We start from the raw sequence: 19,872 nt of genomic DNA on the forward strand, positions 1-19,872 counted from the left end.
ATAAAAAAAAGCATCCTTTTTGAACTGTACCTCCAATTGAGTTTATCAATTGGAGTGCAGCTCATTTTTGGATGCTTTTTTCTACTTTGTTAAATCAAAATTAATTCCAATTTTCCCTAAATCCATGTCAGCAATAAGAAAAGTTACATTATGATTAGTATTAGAATCAGTATAAGTATGAGTACCTTTATTCTCATTTCCAGCTTTCTCTAATTCTTCAAGAAGTTTATCTACATTCACCCCTAATATAGCAGCCATGGATATAGCGGAGGCAATTCCTTCTCCCCATTCATCTCCATCTTCATTTACTTCGTTTTCTGGCACTCCTTCCATAGAAACACCATATCCAATTATTTTTTTATCATTGTTATATTTAGCTTCTACTTTATAATGACCCTTATATTGATTAAAATCAGTTTCTAATAAGATTTGTGAGAATGTATTATTCTCTTCTTTATTCAGTTCACTAGTAATTGGTTCTGAAATCATGTCTAATTCGATTGGATCTTCTGGATCCTGTTTGAACACATCAACTTTGACATTGTATTTTTTAACAAGCTTTTCTACCGCAGCCTTTGATTCAGGATCAACCTCTTCAAATTTTACTGGAACGACTTTCTTTTCCTCAGCTGGTTCTTTCTCTACAAAATCTTCTTTTTTTACATCTGCCTCTTTTTTCTTCTCTGTTCCCTCTCCGGAACATCCAACTAGCATAACTGCTAGAAGTAATAATAAAGCTTTCTTCATTACCTTTTTCCCTCCGAATGCATATCAATAAAAATATTTATACGTTATTAGATTCAATGGAATAGAATTATAGTAAAATAAATACTTAAATTTCTATTTAATATCCTCTTATTACAATTCTTACAAAACCGTATGTATATTACCATAATTATCATTCGCCAATTTTCGACATTTCGGTAAAATAAAAGCTTTTTTTGTACATTAAAATAGCTGAAACAGATATTCTATATGCTCGAATGCACCGAAGGAAACATCTATTAAAAATCAATAAAGCCTTATATATCAAGGTTACGACTATAAAGAATAGGAAAAGCATGTACAGGAATAAACGAATTCAAACATGAAATAATTTTGACATTTTTCTACAACATGTCACTGATAGTCTTTCGGAAATTTGTAACAAACATGAGTTTTTGCTCGTTATTAGAGTTTGTAATTTATTTAGTAACGACTTACAGTATGTCAGATGAATCAGAGCTTTTCATATCATAAGGAAATGTATACAATAGGTTATGGAGTCGATGAGACTTCATATCGAATTGGATGTGCTGTTTTCAAAACTAGCTTTTTGGAGCTAACTTAAACGAAACCAATGACAAGTTACCTGTTACTTTATGACCAATGACTAATAACCAACTATAAGCAATGGCCATACCTGTAAACTTAATAAATCATTCGAAAACGCCATCCAATAGCTCTCTTACACCTTGTGTGTGGGAGGGCTTTTTAGGTGCTTATAATTACCTCATCTTGCATTAATGAATAAAGAAGCAACGTAGAAGATTCCCCTTTTATACAAAGGCAAGTAATTGATCTAATAATATTTCATCAAGAAGAAACCATCTTAGCAATAAGACTACGTCGAAAAGACATAATAAAAAACCAAATATATTTTAATCCATTATACGGCATTTTCTATCTCCTCAAATTAATAAAAAAATCCAAGGTGTCTTTTATTTCTTTTATTTCTTTCTCTAATTGCAATAGCTTTTTCTTTAAATCATCAGATTGTGAGACTGTATATATTGCTAAACCTAATCCCATCGTAGCAATTGAGAATACAAACATTGTCGACACAATTCACACCCCATAAAAGTGATCATAATTTCAAAATCTTCCTCTTGAAGTTTGCAAAAAAAATAAGCCTATTTCTGGTCCTTGTACCCTTCCAAATCTGTTTATGCCAAATAAATTTGACATTTTCATTGGGCAAATTAGGAGAGTGTTTACTATTTGCTCCATAAACACTCAAATATTCTTCTCTTGGGTTTTACTAAAAAAACCCCATCCTTGCGGTAATATTTGAGATATAATTACATCATTTTTTCTTTAAGCTTAAAGGATTTTGAGATAATGCGCTTATAATAGAAATTAAAAATTAAATAATAAACTTATAAAAAATATATAGAACCAAGATACCAATTTATATTTGCTATTTAAATATCTTCTCTAATTGTTTGAAATTCAATCAAATGAAACCAATCTAATCGTTGAATATTTTTTTATTTTTATGCACAAAGGACACCAACTATCATAGAGGTCTAGTAATTTACTCATGGTTATTCATCTCCTCCTTATATTAAATTAAAGTCATCCCTCGCTTTTAAAATTAATTTGAATCAAAATGAAAAGTGTTAATAGCACGAAAATCCCCACTAACCCCCATGAAAACCAATTACCTAGATATTTAATGCCTAATGGGGTAATTAAAATTAGTAAGCCAATTACTATTGAATATATCCCCCTAATTCTCCCTAACTTTTCTTTGTCTCCTTTATACTCAGAATCTTGATAACCAGCTATAATATTTAACCTTTTCTTTTTCCAAATTGACCAACCACTTACGATAAAACATACTCCTACAAGAATTGAAATAACTACTGCCGTATTGAAGTCCGTATTTAAAGACAAATCTTTTCAACCCTTCATTTATTAATCTGATGAAAAACTAAACATATAAAAATACTTATAATACATTCATGAAGTATTTTGTAATTAATAGTTACTTAGATAGCATACAAAATTATAATTACATTTGTTTTTAATTAGTTTCAGTTCACTTAGCACAACCACGATACTAAATTTACCTAATGTCTAAGGAAGAGTGAAAGCCCATCAGCAATGATCACCATGCAGCCCTTATCCCAAACTTGTTAATAACCGTAACATTAATTTCGGAATTTTCAAAATCATCTTTTGCAGGTTTTTAAACATATTTTGATAATCCACTTAAAATGAATAAACAAATTTCTTTAAAGATTAATCTGTTTCTAACAATCAAGTAAGAGATATATCTCTTACTTGATACATCTCCCTGACTGCTTGCATTATTCTATACCCACGCAACCATATATCTTATTTAAAAAAATACTAATATCAATATTGAAATACTCAAAATCAATATTTTCAGTTTTTTAAACATATTTAGATAATTCACTTTAGTTGACTCTCACTCATCTTGTGTGCAAGATGTTTTTTCATGTCTAGTTCTCCCCTAATATGGACAGAATGGCTATATCAAGAGAAAGGGGTTATACAATGACAAAACAACATGATTCGACAGACGAGCATGACATGACTTTGACAAATAGACAGGGGCACCCTATTACTAACAATCAAAATATACGAACTGTCAGTAATCGAGGACCTGCAACCCTTGAAAACTATGATTTTATAGAAAAAATAAGTCACTTTGACCGCGAACGAGTTCCTGAGCGTGTTGTTCATGCTCGAGGTGCAGGGGCACATGGCTATTTTGAGACATACGGTGTTGTCGGGGATGATCCTATTTCTAAGTATACAAGGGCAAAAGTATTTCAGGGGAAGGGTAAGCAGACACCTGTTTTTGTGCGCTTCTCAACAGTTATTCATGGTGGCCATTCACCAGAAACATTACGAGATCCACGAGGCTTTGCTGTAAAGTTTTATACTGAGGATGGTAACTGGGATTTAGTCGGCAATAATTTAAAAATTTTCTTTATCCGCGATGCTATGAAATTCCCTGATATGATTCACGCCTTTAAGCCTGATCCGATTACAAATATTCAGGACGTTGAACGTTTTTTTGATTTCTGTGCAAGTTCTCCGGAAACCTTCCATATGGTAACATTCATTTATTCACCATGGGGTATTCCTGCTAATTATCGAATGATGCAAGGCTCTGGCGTTAATACGTATAAATGGGTCAATAGTGAAGGTAAAGCAGTACTTGTAAAGTATCATTGGGAACCTTTACAGGGCATTAAAAACTTGACACAAAAAGAAGCGGAAGATATCCAAAAGAAAAACTTTAATCATGCTACACAGGATTTATACGATGCAATTGAAAACGGTGATTACCCTGAATGGGAGCTTAACGTTCAAATTATGGAGGACGATCCACATCCAGAGCTTGATTTTGATCCATTAGATGATACGAAGCTTTGGCCTAATGATCAATTCCCGTGGTATCCCGTTGGTAAGATGGTGTTAAATAAAAATCCAGAAGATTATTTTGCTGAGGTTGAACAAGCTGCTTTCGGTACAGGTGTGCTTGTGGACGGATTGGATTTCTCGGACGATAAAATGCTACAAGGCCGTACTTTCTCTTACTCTGATACACAGCGTCATCGTGTAGGTGCAAACTATTTACAACTTCCTATCAATGCTCCTAAAAAACGAGTAGCAACCAATCAAAACGGTGGTCAAATGATGTATAAGCGTGATTTAGCTCCTGGACAAAATCCTCATATTAACTATGAGCCTTCGATGTTAAATGGATTAAAGGAAACTACCCAAACGGCTAAGGAACATACACCACATGTGGAAGGCAATCTCGTTCGTGAATCCATTGATCGTCAAAGTAATACGAAGCAAGCTGGAGAAACCTATCGCAATTTTGAGCAATGGGAGCGAGATGAACTGCTTGAAAACTTAATTCGTGATTTAGCTGTCTGTAATATTGCCATTCAAGAGGCGATGATCGCATTAGCGGAGGAAGCAGATGTGGAGTATGGTCGCTTGTTAAAAGAAGGGTTACAAAAAGCTCAGAATGATTCTTCTTCATCAAAGCCACTTGGCAATATGGATGGTGATAAAGCGCCTCAAGACGCTGTGGATAAAGGTCATAACGCAGAGCCTTATTAATAACCTTACAGTAAAACGCTCAGCACAATATAAAGTGCTGAGCGTTCTTTTAATGCACACCAGGCAAAATCTTCAATACCTTTTCCTGTGCATCTAAAATGGCATCTACTCCTAATGGAATAGCAATATTCGTTGCTTCATGGCCGATTTTAAAGCCTGCTACAACTGGAACGCCTAAATCCGCAAAATATTCCTTCATTAAAGTCATTAGTGCCGCTTCATCCGCTTCCGTTTGCGTAAAGGAACCTATCATAACACCTGCTAATTGCTCAAGCTTTCTCGCTTGTTTTAATTGCTGTAGCATAGAATCAATATGAGGGATCGTCTCCGCTAGCTCCTCAATCAATAAAATTCTACCTTCCGTGCGCACTTCAAATTTAGTACCTATTGTATTAACAAGACGACGTAAATTGCCACCAATAATCTGACCACGAGCAACACCAGGTGCAATCGTTGTTAACGGGGCAATATCCTCCGTATACTGTAATTCCATCGGTGAAAATAACTGTAAAAACATTTTCTTTGATACATCATCTATTCTATCTACAGACATAAGGAGCGGTCCATGAAACGTCACTAAATTAGCATATTCATTAATCGCGCAATGTAAATATGTAAGATCAGAGAAGCCCCAGAAGATTTTCGGATTTTCCTCAAGTAATCCGTAGTCAATCTTTTCCGCAATTCGTGCAGAGCCATAGCCCCCCTTAACACAAAAAATTGCCTTCACCTCTGGATTTCTCACCATCTCATGAAAGTCAGCCAGACGCTCCTCATCATTACCTGCAAGATAATCGTGCTTTGCCTGAATCGTATCCCCAATTATATAGTTAAGACCTAACTCTTCAAGAAAGGCTATTGCATCTCCTAGTTTTTCGGGCTCTACTTGACTTGATAAAGCCACAAGACCAACTGTATCGCCCTTTTCTAAATGTGGTACGGTGCTTTTCACCCTAACCCCTCCTATTGTTTTTCTCATTCTAGCATATAGATAATATTGTAGCATTGATTAGTGGCGAAGCTAGTGCCTATAATCTTTAAATGTCCGGGTGAATACCCACCTTTTTTTGTTTCTAATTCTATCCGTCTCTGCGGAGGTTCTATCCACGATCTTGGCGAGTCTATCCACGGCTTGGGCTTCTCTATCCATCGCTTTATCGATTCTATCCGTCGCTTCGGCCCTTCTTTCCGTCACTCTGATTTCTATCCGTCACTTGTGCTCTTCTTTCCGTCGCTCTCGCCTTTCTATCCGTCACTTTGGCCTTTCTATCCGTCACCCTCATTTCTATCCGTCTCCTTGACTCTTCTTTCCGTCTCTCTCGCCTTTCTATCCGTCACCCTCATTTCTATCCGTCTCCTTGACTCTTCTTTCCGTCTCTCTCGCCTTTCTATCCGTCGCTTTGGCCCTTCTTTCCGTCGCCATCATTTCTATCCGGCTCCTTGACTCTTCTTTCCATCGCTCTCGCCTTTCAACCCGTCGCTTTGGCCCTTCTTTCCGTCGCCATCATTTCTATACGTCTCCTTGACTCTTCTTTCCGTCGCTCTGGTTCCTATCCCCATCCCTTCGAATCCAATAAAATAAGCGCAGACTTCAAATAAAATAAAGTCTACGCTTAACGCTTCATTTCTATTTTGTTCCGCCGTAAATAATCGTTACATTCGGATGGTTTAATAATTGGCTTGCTGGGAAATCTTCAGTGATGATCCCACTTTTTAATTTTTCCATAGCCTCTAGTTTTTTTTCACCAAATGCAATCAGGACGATTTCCTTGGCATTCATAATAGATTGAATGCCCATTGTAATAGCGTGCGTCGGTACATCCTTAGAATCATCAAAATAGATGGCATTTTCTGTGCGTGTAGATTCTGTTAACTCTACGATATTAGTCAGAGATTCGAAAGATGTGCCCGGTTCGTTAAAGCCAATATGTCCGTTAACGCCGATGCCTAATAGCTGAAGGTCAATGCCTCCCGCTTCCTTGATTCGAGCATCATAAGCGACACACTCTTCATCTAAATTTTCTGCCTTGCCATTTGGTAAATGTATATTTTCTTCCTTAATATCTACATGATTGAATAAGTTCTCATGCATAAATGTCCAATAACTTGCGGGACTTGATTGGTCGAGACCTACATATTCGTCTAGGTTAAAAGTGATTACGTCGTTAAAAGAAATATTTCCAGCTTGTTGGCGCTTCACTAATTCCTTATACATTCCTACAGGAGAACCACCAGTTGCTAATCCTAAAATACTTGCTGGCTTTGCTTGTAATTGTTTAGTGAAAATATCCGCTGCTACTTCGCTCATTTCATCGTATGAATTTACTTCTATCCATTTCATTTCGCATTTAATTTCGCTTGTCATTCGTATACCTACCTTACAATCATTATTATTAACTAGACTAATAGGGAATATTATTCTTATAGTAGCTAATATTTTAATTTTACAAGTTATTTCCCTATTTTTCTATTATTTTCTTACTAATAATCACGTGTATTCTTAAGCCATTTCGGTTATGTTATTTAATAAGGAGTGAGGCGATATTATGAATTCACAAATACAGCAATATTTAAAACTTATTCAATTTCAAGGATCTTTAGAGCCCTCCATTAAGCTACTTGGTCAGCTCCAAACGAGACATCTACATATAATTCCTTATGAGAACCTAGATGTTGCCTTGAAATATGGCATCTCCTTCGCTATCCCTGACCTTTTTCATAAAATTATTATTCAACATCGTGGAGGCAATTGCTTTGAACTAAATATTTTATTTAGTTGGCTACTTCGCGAGCTTGGATTTTCTGTAACCAATCGCTATGCACAGTTTTGGCGCAATGTTGAAGCAGATACTCCTGTTGAGGATGTACCTATGCACCAGCTATTGCTTGTCCATTTTGCTGGGCAATCATATATTTCAGATGTTGGGGTAGGTGCAGTAGCTCCTTGTAAACCAGTGCCACTAATAGCTGGGCATCAACACCGTGAAGGTAATGAACTTTATAAAATTGAACGAGATGAAGTGAACGGCTGGATGCTATACGAACAAACAAAACACGATTGGCGTTTACTATATAGTTTTTTCGATGACGCTAACGATGCAAAGTTTGCGCCAAGACTTTCTATACAAAAAAATAAAATTGCTATGATTCGTACCCCTCGCGGACGACACACAATGCTTAACAATGAATTCCGAATCTACGAGGGACAATCCTTAACGACCTATTCAACTCATAACGAAAAGGATTGGCGACAAGCACTTCATCGTTTTTTTCATATTACATTAGATTAGATGCTTCATGATAAAAAGCAAGCCTCCTCGTTCATAGGAGACTTGCTTTTCCTTTGGTTAACATTTAATTGGCTGTACGTTCAAGCAACTCATAAATAACAACATCATTGTAAAGCTCCTTAACTAAACCGATACCATCGACAAAGTAATATGTTGAAACTCCATCACTGTATATGGACTTTTCTTCTAGAACAATTACATTATTATAATTGACACCACCTGCTTGGATAGTACCATCTGTTGTTTTAACTGTAATTCGGGTTCCTGAACTTTCCACGCCACCATTCTCATGTTGAATCACACCAATTCTAAGGGGTAAATCCAAATGTAAATCGTAATGCATACTTTCATAGCTGGCTATTACTTGAGCATAAGCCTCGCTCACGCTAAATAAAAGCTCTTCATCAAAAAACTTTTCCGAATTCAAATCAGTTATTGTCCACACATCATTCTTATCGTCATAATGACTATACTGATAGTTTAACGTATACTGTTTTTTGTCTTTCAACGAATAATGCGAATACGTGTAGTCATACGCCTTATCTTTTATTAGATTTGGATTCGATAGCGTTAATGCACGAGCTAAAAATGCTGAAAAATGCGCTCGCGTTAAAGGTAAATTGGGCCTAAATGAACCATCATCATATCCTTTTGTTATATTATTACTAGAAATTGCTGAGATTTCCTTATAGCCTCTTGTCTTAGCTGAAACATCTGTAAAATAGCTTGTCTCAGATCCCTTTATTTTAAATGCTCTTTGCAACACAATCGCCATGTCCCCTCTTGAAAGAGTTGCATTCGGATTAAATTTCTGTGCAGAATCGAAAATTCTAGCATTTTGCACTGCAGCAATTTCTTTATAGTAAGGATATGTAGTAGGTACATCCTGATACTTTGGATCTTTGACATCCGTCGTTTGCATTCCTAAAGCACGTGTTAGCATGACAGCTACCTGTGCTCTCGTTACATATGTATTTGGTTTAAATAGGTTATTAGGATAGCCATTAATAATTCCTTTTTCCACTAGGTAATCAATTTCAGTTATCAATGTATCATCCTTGGGCACATCTTTGAAACTCGCTGCATATACACTTTCAGTCGGTATTAACCAAACATAATAGTGCACATACCATTTTCAACATTTGTTTCATTTCTTCCCCTCCCTTTCTCTATTATTTATAATATACTTTTTTATACATTATTTACAATTCTATTTATTAACAAAAAAGCACCCACAATCCATTCAGAGACTTGTTAATCAGTGTCAGGTTATTTGTTTTGAATCATGCCAAAGCCTAATCCAGTTGGATTTACCAAATAAGCAAGGTGAAATTCATCAAATTCCATTTTATCTCGTACAATAACGGCACCATTTTTCGTAGCCTTTGAAATAGCTTCATCAATAGAATCAACTTCAATTTGAATACGTGTTCCAAAAGGATAGTCATGTGGCCCTTTCGCATTACCGCCGTTAATCCCTGATTTATTATCATCCCCAGTTGTTACGCCCCAATATTCCCAATTAGGTGCAGCTACCTCCCACCCAAAAACCTTAGCATAAAACGCAGCAGCTTTTTCTAGCTCCTGACTATTTAATTCGAACCCAACTACTCTCCCCATATTATTCCCCTCCTGATGTTTGAAGCATAATTTATAGTTCAATAGTTTGGTGAATATTTCCTCCATTCGAATTGTGCCTTATGGCGCTGTCTGTATAGATTGTTAAAATTTGATTAATTAGGTATTTAACTATTCATTAATTAGTAAAATATTGTATAATCAAATTAGAACGACCGTTCAAATTAAAAAAAGAGGTAAATCATTGAATAAAAGACGTTATGATAGCGAGAAAGCAAAAGTTGAAATTATGGAACATGCGGTTAGTTTGTTTTCTCAAAAAGGCTATAATCAAACATCAGTAGGAGATATTTCAACCGCTTCAGGCTATAGCAAAGGACATATTTATTATCATTTTGAAAACAAAGAAAAGCTCTTTGTTCTTTTATCTCAACAAACAATGCAAGATTGGCACAACAAATGGCTGCAGAAAGAAATTACCTACTCCACGGCAACAGAAAAATTATATGGCATGGCCATGCATGTTCTCTATCATTACCAAACACCTTTATTAAGATCCGGGCAAGAACTAGCTTCCAATCCAAAATCAAGCCCTGAATCCGTGAAACAATTATACAATTTAGCGATTGTACCGATGGGTGCTTATCATGCGATCCTTCAAGAAGGTATTGATCGAGGAGAATTTGTTCATGGCAATATTGATGAGTGGACAGTTCTACTAGGCACATGGCTAGGAGGTTTATGTCAGCTGACAAATACGCAGGAGCTGAAAGCACTTGAGCCACTCTTTAACCAGGCAATAACCATTTTTTTAAAGGAGATAAAAAAAGGTGGGATATAAATGAAAATTGCATGTATAGGAGACAGCTTAACGGAAGGTCGACCTGGGGTTTCATTTTTCAAACTACTAACTACAAAACATCCACATATCGAATTTGATAATCTCGGTAAACCAGGTGAGACAGTAAAAAGCTTACACAGTCGTTTAGAAAAATCGAAGCTAGCTACTGATTATGACCTCAGCTTTCTTTGGATTGGGGTCAATGATGTCTACACTAAACTTTTGAAAGTGCAGGCACAACCGGTTTCAAAAGATCATCAAGAGTTTAAAGATTACTATGCAAATGTTTTAGAAATGATTTTAGCCTCATCTAAACATGTAGTTTTAGTAACACCAACTTTAATAGGAGAGGAAATAAAAAATACTCCCAATATGGAATTAAAAGACCTCTCCTCCATTATTCATTCCATTTCTTCTAAATATGACAATGTTAGCTTTTTAAATATGCACGAGGTTTTTGAACATCAATTAAAACATGTTACAAGTTCGGAATATGTGAACACCAATGTTATGAGAGTGATGAAAGATGTACTGTTGTATAAAAACCCTTTGCGGATTGATCGATTATCCAAAAAGAGAGGGCTACATTTAACTTTGGATGGCATTCATTTAAATAGTAAAGGAGCAGAGCTTGTCGTCGAAGAATACTCAGCTTTCATTAAACGACTTCAATTGTAGGAAGACCCTGTCCATTAAGGAATTCATACGAGAGGTGATGATTATGAGAAAGGTTGCGATTGTTACAGGCGGTGTATCCGGTATAGGGAAGGCTATCTGCAAAGAGTTAGTAAGTCGACATGTATTTGTCATTATTGCAGATATTAACGAACATGATGGACGTCTTCTAGAGGCAGAACTAAATAAAGATACTTCAAATGCTCGATTTGTTGAATTAAACGTAAGCGATTTCGAAAATGTTGAACATGTCATTACAAATGTACATGAGGAATTTCAACGATTAGATTATTTGTTCAATAATGCTGGTATAGCTATGTATGGTGAAATTTATGATATGTCAATTGACGATTGGAAAGACGTTGTAGCTATTAATTTATGGGGCATTGTTTATGGTACACAAGTTGGGTATCGAATCATGAAGAAACAAGGTTTTGGACATATCATCAATACATCATCAGCTGCAGGGTTGGGACCATCTCCTATATCAGCTGCATACTCAACTACGAAGCATGCTGTTGTGGGCTTAACAACATCACTACACTATGAAGCTGAGGAATTTGGCATCAAGGTAAGTACCCTCTGTCCGACTTTTGTTGATACACCTATTTTTGATAAAGCAACTGCTATTAATATTGATAAAACAGCGATGTCCAAACAATTGAAAAAACAAAAAATGATGTCTCCACAGCAACTAGCAAAAATCGCTATTGCAGGCGTGCACAAAAATAAGCCTATTATTTGTCCTATGCCAATGCGTAAAACAATGGATGTTATTTTTACGATCTTCCCTTCGTTACACAAGGCATTAATGAGGATGGTCTGTAAAGTAAGCCGAAAAGCTCGAATAACATAATTACTTAATGTAAAAGCTTTCTTCCAGATGGTAAAAAACCGCTATACTTTTCCGTCGGCAAGGCATGATCCGCATCACGGAAAAAAATAGGATGTTGGACACGAAGGCATATGTCTCCTTCGCTGAAATTTTATTTACACTTCATCTCAAAAACAATTCTAGGATTGTCGCGGCTTTTTACCTTTCTAATTTAGATAACAAAAACACTGAACGAATTAACCCCTTTTAAGAGACAAGTAGCTAGTTATTATGCTCTTCTTCATTTTTCTTATAAATACCTAAGAATAAAATAATAAGACCTATGATAAAAATTATAGGAAATAAAACCATCATAATCGATGCTGCCCAACCATTTCTAACCAATAATCCATACAATACGCCTATTAAATATGATAAAAATGGTGCAAACGCAATCATTATAATGATACCCCAAATGATATATCTCCCTTTTTCTGACCGTCCTTCGCTTAATTGGAATCCCGCTATTAACCCTACTAATACAATTATTAAGGCAATAACAAACGTCATTTCAAATCACCTCCTCCTTTCCTTCTACAATATGCTGCTTTCGTTTATCGATTTGGTAACTTAACACTAGGCTTTTAAAAATATTTCGTAATTTGCGCCTAGACTGAAATCATCCATTGATTCAAAAAAATACCACAACCATCAAAAAGCTGTGGTTGTGGCTTTCTACTACTCGATCTAAATAACATCATGCAAAATGACACCATCGCTCATTTTTATAATACGATCCGTATAAGTAAGCATCTCTTCATCATGGGTCACCATTAAAGTTGTAATGTTTAACGTTTTAGTTAAATCCTTAATTAGGAACATAACCTCTTTTGATCGTTGTGAATCTAAGCTTGCAGTTGGTTCATCTGCGAATAGAACTTTCGGTTTATGAATGATCGCACGAGCAATGGCAACACGTTGCTTCTCCCCTCCTGACAATGAAGAAGGATAAGAATTTTTCCGATGGTCCATCCCAACTAATTTTAGTAATCGATTAACTTCATTTTTTTGTTCCTGTTTCTTTAATTTTGATTCAGAAACATCTAACATTAGTAGCAGCTGTTCCTCAACTGTAAGGAAAGGTACGAGGTGTGCAAATTGAAAGACAAACCCAAATTCACTTGCTCGTACTTTTCGAACCTCCTCAGCGTTCATAATAGACAGGTTTTTTCCTTCAAATATAACATATCCATCTGTTGCAGGCTGAAGTCCTGCCGCAATTGTCAAAAGTGTACTTTTACCGGAACCAGATGCACCTACCAATGCAGTTATTTCTCCTTCTTTTAATGAAAGATCTATCCCTTTAAGTATTTCCTCCTCTACCTCGCCATTCGTAAACGTTTTTCTAACTTCATCGATTTTAAATAAAGTCATACTAAGCCTCTCCTTGCTGTATCGCTTGTAATGGTTCAATTTTTTTAATTTGGAATGCTGAAATTGTAGCGCCTACAAATCCAATAATTAGGAATACGATCGATAATTGAGTTGTTGTCGCAATCGTTAAAGTAAATGGCATTCCTTTTGGCGCTATCAGATTAAAGGCCTGGCTAAAGGTTACAGATAAAACAAGTGAAATAACTGTAATGATGGCCATCTGTGTCCATATCATTTTGAATAACTTACTTGTTTTCAAACCAATCGCCTTTAAAATTCCGTATAAGCCGATTTTTTGGACATTCATCATATAGAAGAAGATGGCGAACAGCATCCCACTAATGACTACTAGAAACCAAATAATCATATTCAAAGACATTTGTTCTGCGTTATAGCTTGGGATTGTGTTAAGAAATTCTTTATTTGAAAATGATTCTAATCCAGTAAATTCTTTTGAAGCATCTCCGTCTGGTACGAAAATCATCTGCATTTCATCCACACGGTAAATTTCTTTATAATCCTCTTTATTAATGTAGGCAACAGGTGCATGACTATATTTCTTTTGGTCGACAAATCCCTTTACTACAAAATTGCCACCAAATAGACTATTCGTTAATGTATCTCCTACTTTAATTCCTTTATCTTGCATCGAGCTGTCTAATATGACTTCCTCATGTTCCACATTTTCAAATAACGCTGAATCGGTCGATGTAACAAAGGCAACGCTTTGCTGCTTATTGTCCTGATCATTTAAAAAGCCCATTTGTAATGAAAAAGCTACTGCATCTTTTTCTTTGCTCAATATTTCATTTTGTGTACGATTATCTATTTTTGACAGATTATATGTTTGATCTGCATCCCCATTCATATAAAATTGACCTTGTGGTAAATCCTTAATTAGAGCGGCATTATCTTGAGACAGTCCGTTCGCCAAACCAGAAATAATAAAAGTTAATAAACTAACTAAAAAAACAATTGACCCTAATATTAAAAATCTTACTTTATTCTTCTTAATTTCTTTCCACGCAAGATTCATCGTTAACTCCTCCGTTCCTTTTTACATCCTTAGCATAAACTCCTTAAATGAACGGAAGATGAACTAATTATTAATTATGAAATGTTTTTAACTTCTTTCAGCGGGTTTCCAAACACCCGCTGAAAGAAGTTAAAGCCTCCGGCGGATGTCACGGAGTCAGAAAGGAGTTCCTTGTTCAAGCACAAAGCCGATTCCGGACGCAATTATGCCGAGGCATAATTGATCAAAAAAAGCTCATAAACCTTTTCTTTTTAGGTTTACGAGCTTATTGTAAAATTCATCATTATTATAGTAGGCTTTTGACAGATTTATTGGCCCTCTAAACGAATGACAGCTTTTTTATAATATTTTGGGGTTTCTTCAATTTTTGATTCGTACAAAACCACTTCTTCTACTAGAAATTCAGGAAGCTGAAAATTATCTTCCATCAATGCCTCTGACGAAATTTTCCCACATGCTTCATCCCACTTTCTTGCAACAGTTATATGGGGGACAAAGGGCTTCTTATCTAATTCAAATCCAACCTTCATACAGTCTTGGTATACTATTTCTTGCACAACATTTAATTGCTGAGATTCGAGCAGATCGGCCCATAAAATTCTTGGATACTCCTTTCTTCCAAAAGTATTGAAACCTTGAATTTTTAATTCGAATGGAGAAACATTTAGAAGATTTCCCCTCACTTCATTCATCACAGCTTGTAATTGCTCTTCATCCGCATGACCTAAAAAAGCCAAAGTGATGTGATAATCTTCCTGATGAACCCATCGTTTAAAATGAAAGTCTGTTTTTAATTTTTCACATCTCACATGAAGAGCTGCTTTAATGTCTGATGGAAGTGGAACCGCAATAAAAAAGTGTCTGTTCATAATCATACCCTCTCTATTCTTCGTAAATGCTACCTAACAGGCATTATGTCTTTTCCTACAATATATTAACCATACTACTACGCTAAAGCAGCGAAAAAGACTCCCCAACTAAATACTGGTATTAGAATAGTGAACGGTAAGGTGAGCGATTTGATTTAGAAAGTATAGAAAACACAACCAGATGTAATTCCCCTAAAAATTTGAATTGCTTAAAATCATTAGATTTCCACTGATTTTTATTCAGTTTGGTCTAAATGAAGTGTGTACTCCGGTAAAATTGTGTATTTATCACCAGAGATTGCGTATGCTGTACCTTCAAGGTATGCAACCCCACCATTATTTTTATTCATTGTTACCATACCACTTACAGTTGAACCTAAAGCTCCCATACCACCAACACTTACATCTCTAGCAAAACCAGAATGGTATCTTAATTTTACAGTACCAGAAAAATTATATGCCAAGCTGTGGCAGGCTTAACAGACCAAAATACAGCTCGACCTGATTCAGCATCTACAATACTTGCTCGACCTCCAGGACCAGTAATTGATGAACGCAAAATAGGATTCTCGTTAGTTGCTGTGACACTATCAGGGTGATTAAAAATAGCATCAGAAACTTCTTGATCATTTCCAAAACTTCTAACTGTTATTTTCTCGTCCATATATATGATTTCACCTTTTTCAATGAAATCTTCTAATACCAGAGTATCTGTTTCACTTGCAAATACCGGTGAAACTAAAACTAAAGAAAAAACCATAAAAACTACTGATAAAAAACATTTTTTCATAATACAACCTCCATTTCTATATTCTTTATCACTTTATAATGCTAACATGTAAGAGAGGTGGTCTAAATGGAACAACAAGATTATTACCAAAATATGATAAAAAGACTTTGTAAAGCACACAATATTTCTCCTCGAAAACCTAGATTTATTGAAGTCGAAGATGTGGTTACTATTACTGTTAAAAATCATTTGAAAGAAGGAGTAGATTTGGAATGTTTTAAAATTCTAAATCTTATTTATCAAACGGTTGGACCTTTAGGTATAAAATTTAATCAGCAATTACTTTTATATCCTGGTGGAAATAGATTAGATAGAGTAACAATAACTTTTTCCAAAAAGGATTATATAGCTTTAAACGAGAAATTAGAAACCGGTGAAATAAATTAATGGGTAGCTTAATGCTACCTTTTGTAAAAATACTAACTGGACCAGCAACAAATAAACTTGAACACAACACACTTGACATCATTTTTTTAAATTATTCATTTTATCACCTCCTGTTATTTTCGATTTCAATCTACTTTTTTATTATCTTTTCTTATTAAATAACACCTAGTTACTTCAAGAACAATAACTGTACCTGCTATCACTATCCATTGAAAACCAACACTATTATCATTTAATATCCAACGTGAGAAGCATATGTATATGTATAACCATATACTGTTACACTCTGTGGCTGACTACTAGCTTGCGCCGCGAAAGCGCTTACATTAAAATAAGACATTGTCATAAAAATAGAAATCAACGCTGTAGTTACTAATTTTAACATTTTAATTTTTTTCATAATTTACCTCCTGTCATAATAGCAATAACATCACTAAGAGACATTGCTTATACTTTTTCTTTTGTAAGTTTTTCAGGATTGGAAAGCGACTACGTAAAATTATCTAAATTACAATGTTAGCTATTAGAATCTTGGACTCTATTTATAAAAATACTAATAAAAATAAAATGTACCAATAATCGTTTTACCATCATGTAAATATAATGGCGTCGATTTTTTAAATGATTTATTATATTCATCTACCTTATTTGGCGAAGATATGCCATCAGGCTGATAAATATATCCTAATACACCGTTCTCACCTTCTGCCAACATTAATTCAGGTTCAACAAGCATTAAGTTTTCCATATTAGGACCATACGTTTGCCCATCTTCATTTATTGGATAACCATCGCTTATAATACTATCTCTAGTTGGTATAACTAAATCTGAGGCAGCCACCTTTATACGTTCGCTATTGTTATCATCTATCATCATTTTATTAACAAAAAATGCATTGCTCGATGGTACTACAAAGAACATTATTACCAACAACATTAGAATAACAGTAAGTGCCTTACTATTTGCCTTTTTGCCACTCTTTATCATTATAAATTCTCCTTTCCATCAGTTCTTAGGTTCCCTATATCATTGTTTGTTTCCAATCAGCATGATTAAACATCGCCTAAACTACTTAATCTGTATAATTCTTAATTTCGTTCAGTTTAGAGCTATCATTCCTATCATCTTCAATATTTTGAAAAAATCTCTTTTAGTAGTTATTAACTCTATCACTCTTTATAAAAGTATACAAATCAATCTCTGCTGGCTTTCGTTCATATTTTGAGAATTGCTTTATTTGAAATTTTAAGTACCTATATGATATAAAAGAATTTCAGACGAATATTGTTAAACATTCTTTAATGAATATAAACAATCCATGTTGATATAAAAAAATCCACTCAAATCAAAATAGATTTTGAGTGGATCTTAAATGTTTCTACAAATTTACTACAATAAAAAAAGAACCCTTGTATATCAAGGATTCTTTACTAAATATGATACCGGTGGTCGGGGTCGAACCGACACTCCAAAGGAACACGATTTTGAGTCGTGCGCGTCTGCCAATTCCGCCACACCGGCATAATGGAGATAAAAAAAATCGGAAAATCCGATTAAGAAATAAATTATGGAGGCGGCAACCGGATTTGAACCGGTGATAAAGGTGTTGCAGACCTGTGCCTTACCACTTGGCTATGCCGCCATAATAATTGGAGCGGAAGACGAGGTTCGAACTCGCGACCCCCACCTTGGCAAGGTGGTGTTCTACCACTGAACTACTTCCGCAATAAATGGCTGGGGTACCTGGATTCGAACCAGGGCGTGACGGAATCAAAATCCGTTGCCTTACCGCTTGGCTATACCCCAAAAGTTAAATATATAAATGGGGCGACTGATGGGAATCGAACCCACGAATGCCTGAACCACAATCAGGTGCGTTAACCACTTCGCCACAACCGCCATATTACTATATTTTTTATTGTTTTAAATTAAATGGGGCGACTGATGGGAATCGAACCCACGAATGCCTGAACCACAATCAGGTGCGTTAACCACTTCGCCACAACCGCCATGAAATTAATTAATTGGCAGGGGCAGTAGGAATCGAACCCACACCAAAGGTTTTGGAGACCTCTATTCTACCGTTGAACTATGCCCCTATTAGATTAAAACTGGTGGAGGGGGACGGATTCGAACCGCCGAACCCTAAGGAGCGGATTTACAGTCCGCCGCGTTTAGCCACTTCGCTACCCCTCCGGGAAAATCATGGTGCCGGCGATAGGAGTCGAACCCACGACCTACTGATTACAAGTCAGTTGCTCTACCAACTGAGCTACACCGGCAAAAAAATATGGTGGGTCAGGACGGAATCGAACCGCCGACACTTAGAGCTTCAATCTAATGCTCTACCAACTGAGCTACTGACCCATATTTTTAAAAATAAATGGCGGTCCCGACCGGGATCGAACCGGCGATCTCCTGCGTGACAGGCAGGCATGTTAACCGCTACACCACGGGACCATTTTGGTTGCGGGGGCCGGATTTGAACCAACGACCTTCGGGTTATGAGCCCGACGAGCTACCACTGCTCCACCCCGCGATAATAAGGTGATTTATTTAAATAATGGTGGAGGATGACGGGCTCGAACCGCCGACCCTCTGCTTGTAAGGCAGATGCTCTCCCAGCTGAGCTAATCCTCCATCTGGGTATTAAATGGTGACCCCTACGGGATTCGAACCCGTGTTACCGCCGTGAAAGGGCGGTGTCTTAACCACTTGACCAAGGGGCCATCGTTTGGAATGAAAAATCCTTAAAGTGCTGGCGGAGAGTAAGGGATTTGAACCCTTGAGACAGTGTTAACCGCCTACACGATTTCCAATCGTGCTCCTTCGGCCACTCGGACAACTCTCCAAGAATGGCTCCGAAGGCAGGACTCGAACCTGCGACAACCTGATTAACAGTCAGGTGCTACTACCAACTGAGCTACTTCGGAATAATTTTATCATATAGCCTAGCGACGTCCTACTCTCACAGGGGGAAGCCCCCAACTACCATCGGCGCTAAAGAGCTTAACTTCCGTGTTCGGTATGGGAACGGGTGTGACCTCTTTGCCATCATCACTAGACTATTTTGAAAGACAATACTTATTATAACATATCTTTATTGAAGTTGCAAGTATATTTTTAATAGTTTTTATTCTTTCAAAACTGGATAAACGGTGCATTGAATGTTTCAAACATTTTGGTTAAGTCCTCGATCGATTAGTATTCGTCAGCTCCATGTGTCACCACACTTCCACCTCGAACCTATCTACCTCATCGTCTTTGAGGGATCTTACTTACTTG

Annotated in this window: 21 protein-coding genes, 16 tRNA genes and 2 rRNA genes; 6 read left to right on the forward strand and 33 right to left on the reverse strand. The window is 36.2% G+C overall.

The annotated features are described in order from the left end of the window. Window positions 1-81: 81 nt before the first annotated feature. The 3 genes from ACVYAD_RS18415 to ACVYAD_RS18425 all read right to left on the reverse strand — a co-directional run bounded on the left by ACVYAD_RS18415 (window position 82) and on the right by ACVYAD_RS18425 (window position 2,658). On the reverse strand, window positions 82-747 hold the full coding sequence (locus ACVYAD_RS18415) for a hypothetical protein (RefSeq protein WP_476427403.1): 666 nt from the start codon (window positions 745-747) through the stop codon (window positions 82-84). 915 nt (window positions 748-1,662) lie between these two features. Beyond that, window positions 1,663-1,824: a hypothetical protein gene (locus tag ACVYAD_RS18420; protein WP_476427404.1), complete on the reverse strand. Its 162-nt coding sequence runs from the start codon at window positions 1,822-1,824 to the stop codon at window positions 1,663-1,665. Window positions 1,825-2,337: 513 nt separating this feature from the next. After that, window positions 2,338-2,658 (reverse strand): DUF3784 domain-containing protein, encoded by a 321-nt coding sequence (locus tag ACVYAD_RS18425; protein WP_476427405.1) that lies wholly within the window; start codon window positions 2,656-2,658, stop codon window positions 2,338-2,340. Between the two features lie 627 nt (window positions 2,659-3,285). Between ACVYAD_RS18425 and ACVYAD_RS18430 the strand changes: the two genes are divergently transcribed. Then, a complete protein-coding gene (locus tag ACVYAD_RS18430) occupies window positions 3,286-4,872 on the forward strand; it encodes a catalase (RefSeq protein ID WP_476427406.1) in 1,587 nt (528 codons plus the stop codon). Between the two features lie 49 nt (window positions 4,873-4,921). Here ACVYAD_RS18430 and ACVYAD_RS18435 read toward each other — a convergent pair whose 3' ends face one another. Both ACVYAD_RS18435 and nagB read right to left on the reverse strand, forming a co-directional pair. Further along, window positions 4,922-5,824 (reverse strand): S66 peptidase family protein, encoded by a 903-nt coding sequence (locus ACVYAD_RS18435; RefSeq protein WP_476427407.1) that lies wholly within the window; start codon window positions 5,822-5,824, stop codon window positions 4,922-4,924. Between the two features lie 675 nt (window positions 5,825-6,499). After that, window positions 6,500-7,213 (reverse strand): glucosamine-6-phosphate deaminase, encoded by a 714-nt coding sequence (gene nagB, locus ACVYAD_RS18440; protein ID WP_476427428.1) that lies wholly within the window; start codon window positions 7,211-7,213, stop codon window positions 6,500-6,502. Window positions 7,214-7,418: 205 nt separating this feature from the next. On the opposite strand from nagB, the gene ACVYAD_RS18445 reads away from it, so the two are divergent. Next, window positions 7,419-8,162 (forward strand): arylamine N-acetyltransferase family protein, encoded by a 744-nt coding sequence (locus tag ACVYAD_RS18445; protein WP_476427408.1) that lies wholly within the window; start codon window positions 7,419-7,421, stop codon window positions 8,160-8,162. A 64-nt stretch (window positions 8,163-8,226) separates the two neighbouring features. Here ACVYAD_RS18445 and ACVYAD_RS18450 read toward each other — a convergent pair whose 3' ends face one another. Beyond that, on the reverse strand, window positions 8,227-9,210 hold the full coding sequence (locus ACVYAD_RS18450; RefSeq protein ID WP_476427409.1) for an S-layer homology domain-containing protein: 984 nt from the start codon (window positions 9,208-9,210) through the stop codon (window positions 8,227-8,229). Between the two features lie 221 nt (window positions 9,211-9,431). Next, window positions 9,432-9,782 (reverse strand): VOC family protein, encoded by a 351-nt coding sequence (locus ACVYAD_RS18455; RefSeq protein ID WP_476427410.1) that lies wholly within the window; start codon window positions 9,780-9,782, stop codon window positions 9,432-9,434. A gap of 202 nt (window positions 9,783-9,984) precedes the next feature. Between ACVYAD_RS18455 and ACVYAD_RS18460 the strand changes: the two genes are divergently transcribed. From ACVYAD_RS18460 to ACVYAD_RS18470, 3 genes are read left to right on the forward strand one after another with little or no spacing between them, the layout of a single operon-like run. Next, window positions 9,985-10,581, forward strand: coding sequence for a TetR/AcrR family transcriptional regulator (locus ACVYAD_RS18460; RefSeq protein ID WP_349662158.1), 597 nt, complete (start codon window positions 9,985-9,987; stop codon window positions 10,579-10,581). Beyond that, window positions 10,582-11,259, forward strand: a complete 678-nt coding sequence (locus ACVYAD_RS18465) for a GDSL-type esterase/lipase family protein (RefSeq protein WP_476427411.1) — start codon at window positions 10,582-10,584, stop codon at window positions 11,257-11,259. It begins immediately after the preceding gene. 37 nt (window positions 11,260-11,296) lie between these two features. Further along, window positions 11,297-12,112: an SDR family NAD(P)-dependent oxidoreductase gene (locus tag ACVYAD_RS18470; protein WP_476427429.1), complete on the forward strand. Its 816-nt coding sequence runs from the start codon at window positions 11,297-11,299 to the stop codon at window positions 12,110-12,112. Window positions 12,113-12,352: 240 nt separating this feature from the next. On the opposite strand, the gene ACVYAD_RS18475 is transcribed toward ACVYAD_RS18470, so the two are convergent. The 6 genes from ACVYAD_RS18475 to ACVYAD_RS18500 all read right to left on the reverse strand — a co-directional run bounded on the left by ACVYAD_RS18475 (window position 12,353) and on the right by ACVYAD_RS18500 (window position 16,199). Next, window positions 12,353-12,640, reverse strand: a complete 288-nt coding sequence (locus tag ACVYAD_RS18475; protein ID WP_476427412.1) for a hypothetical protein — start codon at window positions 12,638-12,640, stop codon at window positions 12,353-12,355. 177 nt (window positions 12,641-12,817) lie between these two features. After that, window positions 12,818-13,504, reverse strand: coding sequence for an ABC transporter ATP-binding protein (locus ACVYAD_RS18480; RefSeq protein WP_476427413.1), 687 nt, complete (start codon window positions 13,502-13,504; stop codon window positions 12,818-12,820). Window position 13,505: 1 nt separating this feature from the next. Further along, a complete protein-coding gene (locus ACVYAD_RS18485) occupies window positions 13,506-14,540 on the reverse strand; it encodes an ABC transporter permease (RefSeq protein WP_476427414.1) in 1,035 nt (344 codons plus the stop codon). Window positions 14,541-14,848: 308 nt separating this feature from the next. Then, complete coding sequence (gene thpR, locus ACVYAD_RS18490; protein WP_476427415.1) at window positions 14,849-15,415, reverse strand: RNA 2',3'-cyclic phosphodiesterase; 567 nt, start codon at window positions 15,413-15,415, stop codon at window positions 14,849-14,851. Between the two features lie 230 nt (window positions 15,416-15,645). Continuing rightward, the gene (locus tag ACVYAD_RS18495) at window positions 15,646-15,798 is read right to left on the reverse strand and encodes a hypothetical protein (RefSeq protein WP_476427417.1); all 153 of its coding nucleotides are present in this window, start codon (window positions 15,796-15,798) and stop codon (window positions 15,646-15,648) included. Window positions 15,799-15,845: 47 nt separating this feature from the next. Then, a complete protein-coding gene (locus ACVYAD_RS18500; protein WP_476427418.1) occupies window positions 15,846-16,199 on the reverse strand; it encodes a hypothetical protein in 354 nt (117 codons plus the stop codon). Window positions 16,200-16,265: 66 nt separating this feature from the next. Here ACVYAD_RS18500 and ACVYAD_RS18505 point away from each other — a divergent pair, with 66 nt between their 5' ends. Next, the gene (locus ACVYAD_RS18505; protein ID WP_476427420.1) at window positions 16,266-16,586 is read left to right on the forward strand and encodes a hypothetical protein; all 321 of its coding nucleotides are present in this window, start codon (window positions 16,266-16,268) and stop codon (window positions 16,584-16,586) included. A gap of 232 nt (window positions 16,587-16,818) precedes the next feature. Here ACVYAD_RS18505 and ACVYAD_RS18510 read toward each other — a convergent pair whose 3' ends face one another. The 20 genes from ACVYAD_RS18510 to ACVYAD_RS18605 all read right to left on the reverse strand — a co-directional run. Continuing rightward, window positions 16,819-16,986 carry a hypothetical protein gene (locus ACVYAD_RS18510; protein WP_476427421.1) on the reverse strand — a complete coding sequence of 56 codons (168 nt, stop codon included), beginning with the start codon at window positions 16,984-16,986 and terminating at the stop codon, window positions 16,819-16,821. Window positions 16,987-17,139: 153 nt separating this feature from the next. Beyond that, on the reverse strand, window positions 17,140-17,574 hold the full coding sequence (locus tag ACVYAD_RS18515; protein WP_476427423.1) for a hypothetical protein: 435 nt from the start codon (window positions 17,572-17,574) through the stop codon (window positions 17,140-17,142). 453 nt (window positions 17,575-18,027) lie between these two features. After that, window positions 18,028-18,108, reverse strand: a tRNA-Leu gene (locus ACVYAD_RS18520). A gap of 47 nt (window positions 18,109-18,155) precedes the next feature. Then, a tRNA-Cys gene (locus ACVYAD_RS18525) sits at window positions 18,156-18,229 on the reverse strand. 8 nt (window positions 18,230-18,237) lie between these two features. Next, window positions 18,238-18,312: transfer RNA gene (locus tag ACVYAD_RS18530), tRNA-Gly, on the reverse strand. A 6-nt stretch (window positions 18,313-18,318) separates the two neighbouring features. Further along, window positions 18,319-18,393 (reverse strand) — tRNA-Gln (locus tag ACVYAD_RS18535). Window positions 18,394-18,410: 17 nt separating this feature from the next. After that, window positions 18,411-18,486: transfer RNA gene (locus ACVYAD_RS18540), tRNA-His, on the reverse strand. A 34-nt stretch (window positions 18,487-18,520) separates the two neighbouring features. After that, window positions 18,521-18,596, reverse strand: a tRNA-His gene (locus tag ACVYAD_RS18545). 16 nt (window positions 18,597-18,612) lie between these two features. Beyond that, a tRNA-Trp gene (locus ACVYAD_RS18550) sits at window positions 18,613-18,686 on the reverse strand. 13 nt (window positions 18,687-18,699) lie between these two features. Further along, window positions 18,700-18,783: transfer RNA gene (locus ACVYAD_RS18555), tRNA-Tyr, on the reverse strand. 10 nt (window positions 18,784-18,793) lie between these two features. Continuing rightward, window positions 18,794-18,869 (reverse strand) — tRNA-Thr (locus tag ACVYAD_RS18560). Window positions 18,870-18,878: 9 nt separating this feature from the next. Beyond that, window positions 18,879-18,954: transfer RNA gene (locus ACVYAD_RS18565), tRNA-Phe, on the reverse strand. A gap of 17 nt (window positions 18,955-18,971) precedes the next feature. Next, a tRNA-Asp gene (locus ACVYAD_RS18570) sits at window positions 18,972-19,047 on the reverse strand. Between the two features lie 4 nt (window positions 19,048-19,051). After that, window positions 19,052-19,126, reverse strand: a tRNA-Met gene (locus tag ACVYAD_RS18575). A gap of 25 nt (window positions 19,127-19,151) precedes the next feature. Continuing rightward, window positions 19,152-19,227 (reverse strand) — tRNA-Val (locus tag ACVYAD_RS18580). 14 nt (window positions 19,228-19,241) lie between these two features. Next, window positions 19,242-19,316: transfer RNA gene (locus ACVYAD_RS18585), tRNA-Glu, on the reverse strand. Between the two features lie 30 nt (window positions 19,317-19,346). Beyond that, window positions 19,347-19,438, reverse strand: a tRNA-Ser gene (locus ACVYAD_RS18590). Window positions 19,439-19,443: 5 nt separating this feature from the next. Beyond that, window positions 19,444-19,520: transfer RNA gene (locus tag ACVYAD_RS18595), tRNA-Asn, on the reverse strand. A 16-nt stretch (window positions 19,521-19,536) separates the two neighbouring features. Beyond that, window positions 19,537-19,652, reverse strand: a 5S ribosomal RNA gene (rrf, locus tag ACVYAD_RS18600). A gap of 116 nt (window positions 19,653-19,768) precedes the next feature. After that, window positions 19,769-19,872, reverse strand: a 23S ribosomal RNA gene (locus ACVYAD_RS18605); the annotation flags it as partial.

It is taken from the genome of Lysinibacillus sp. G1-3 (assembly GCF_056322905.1).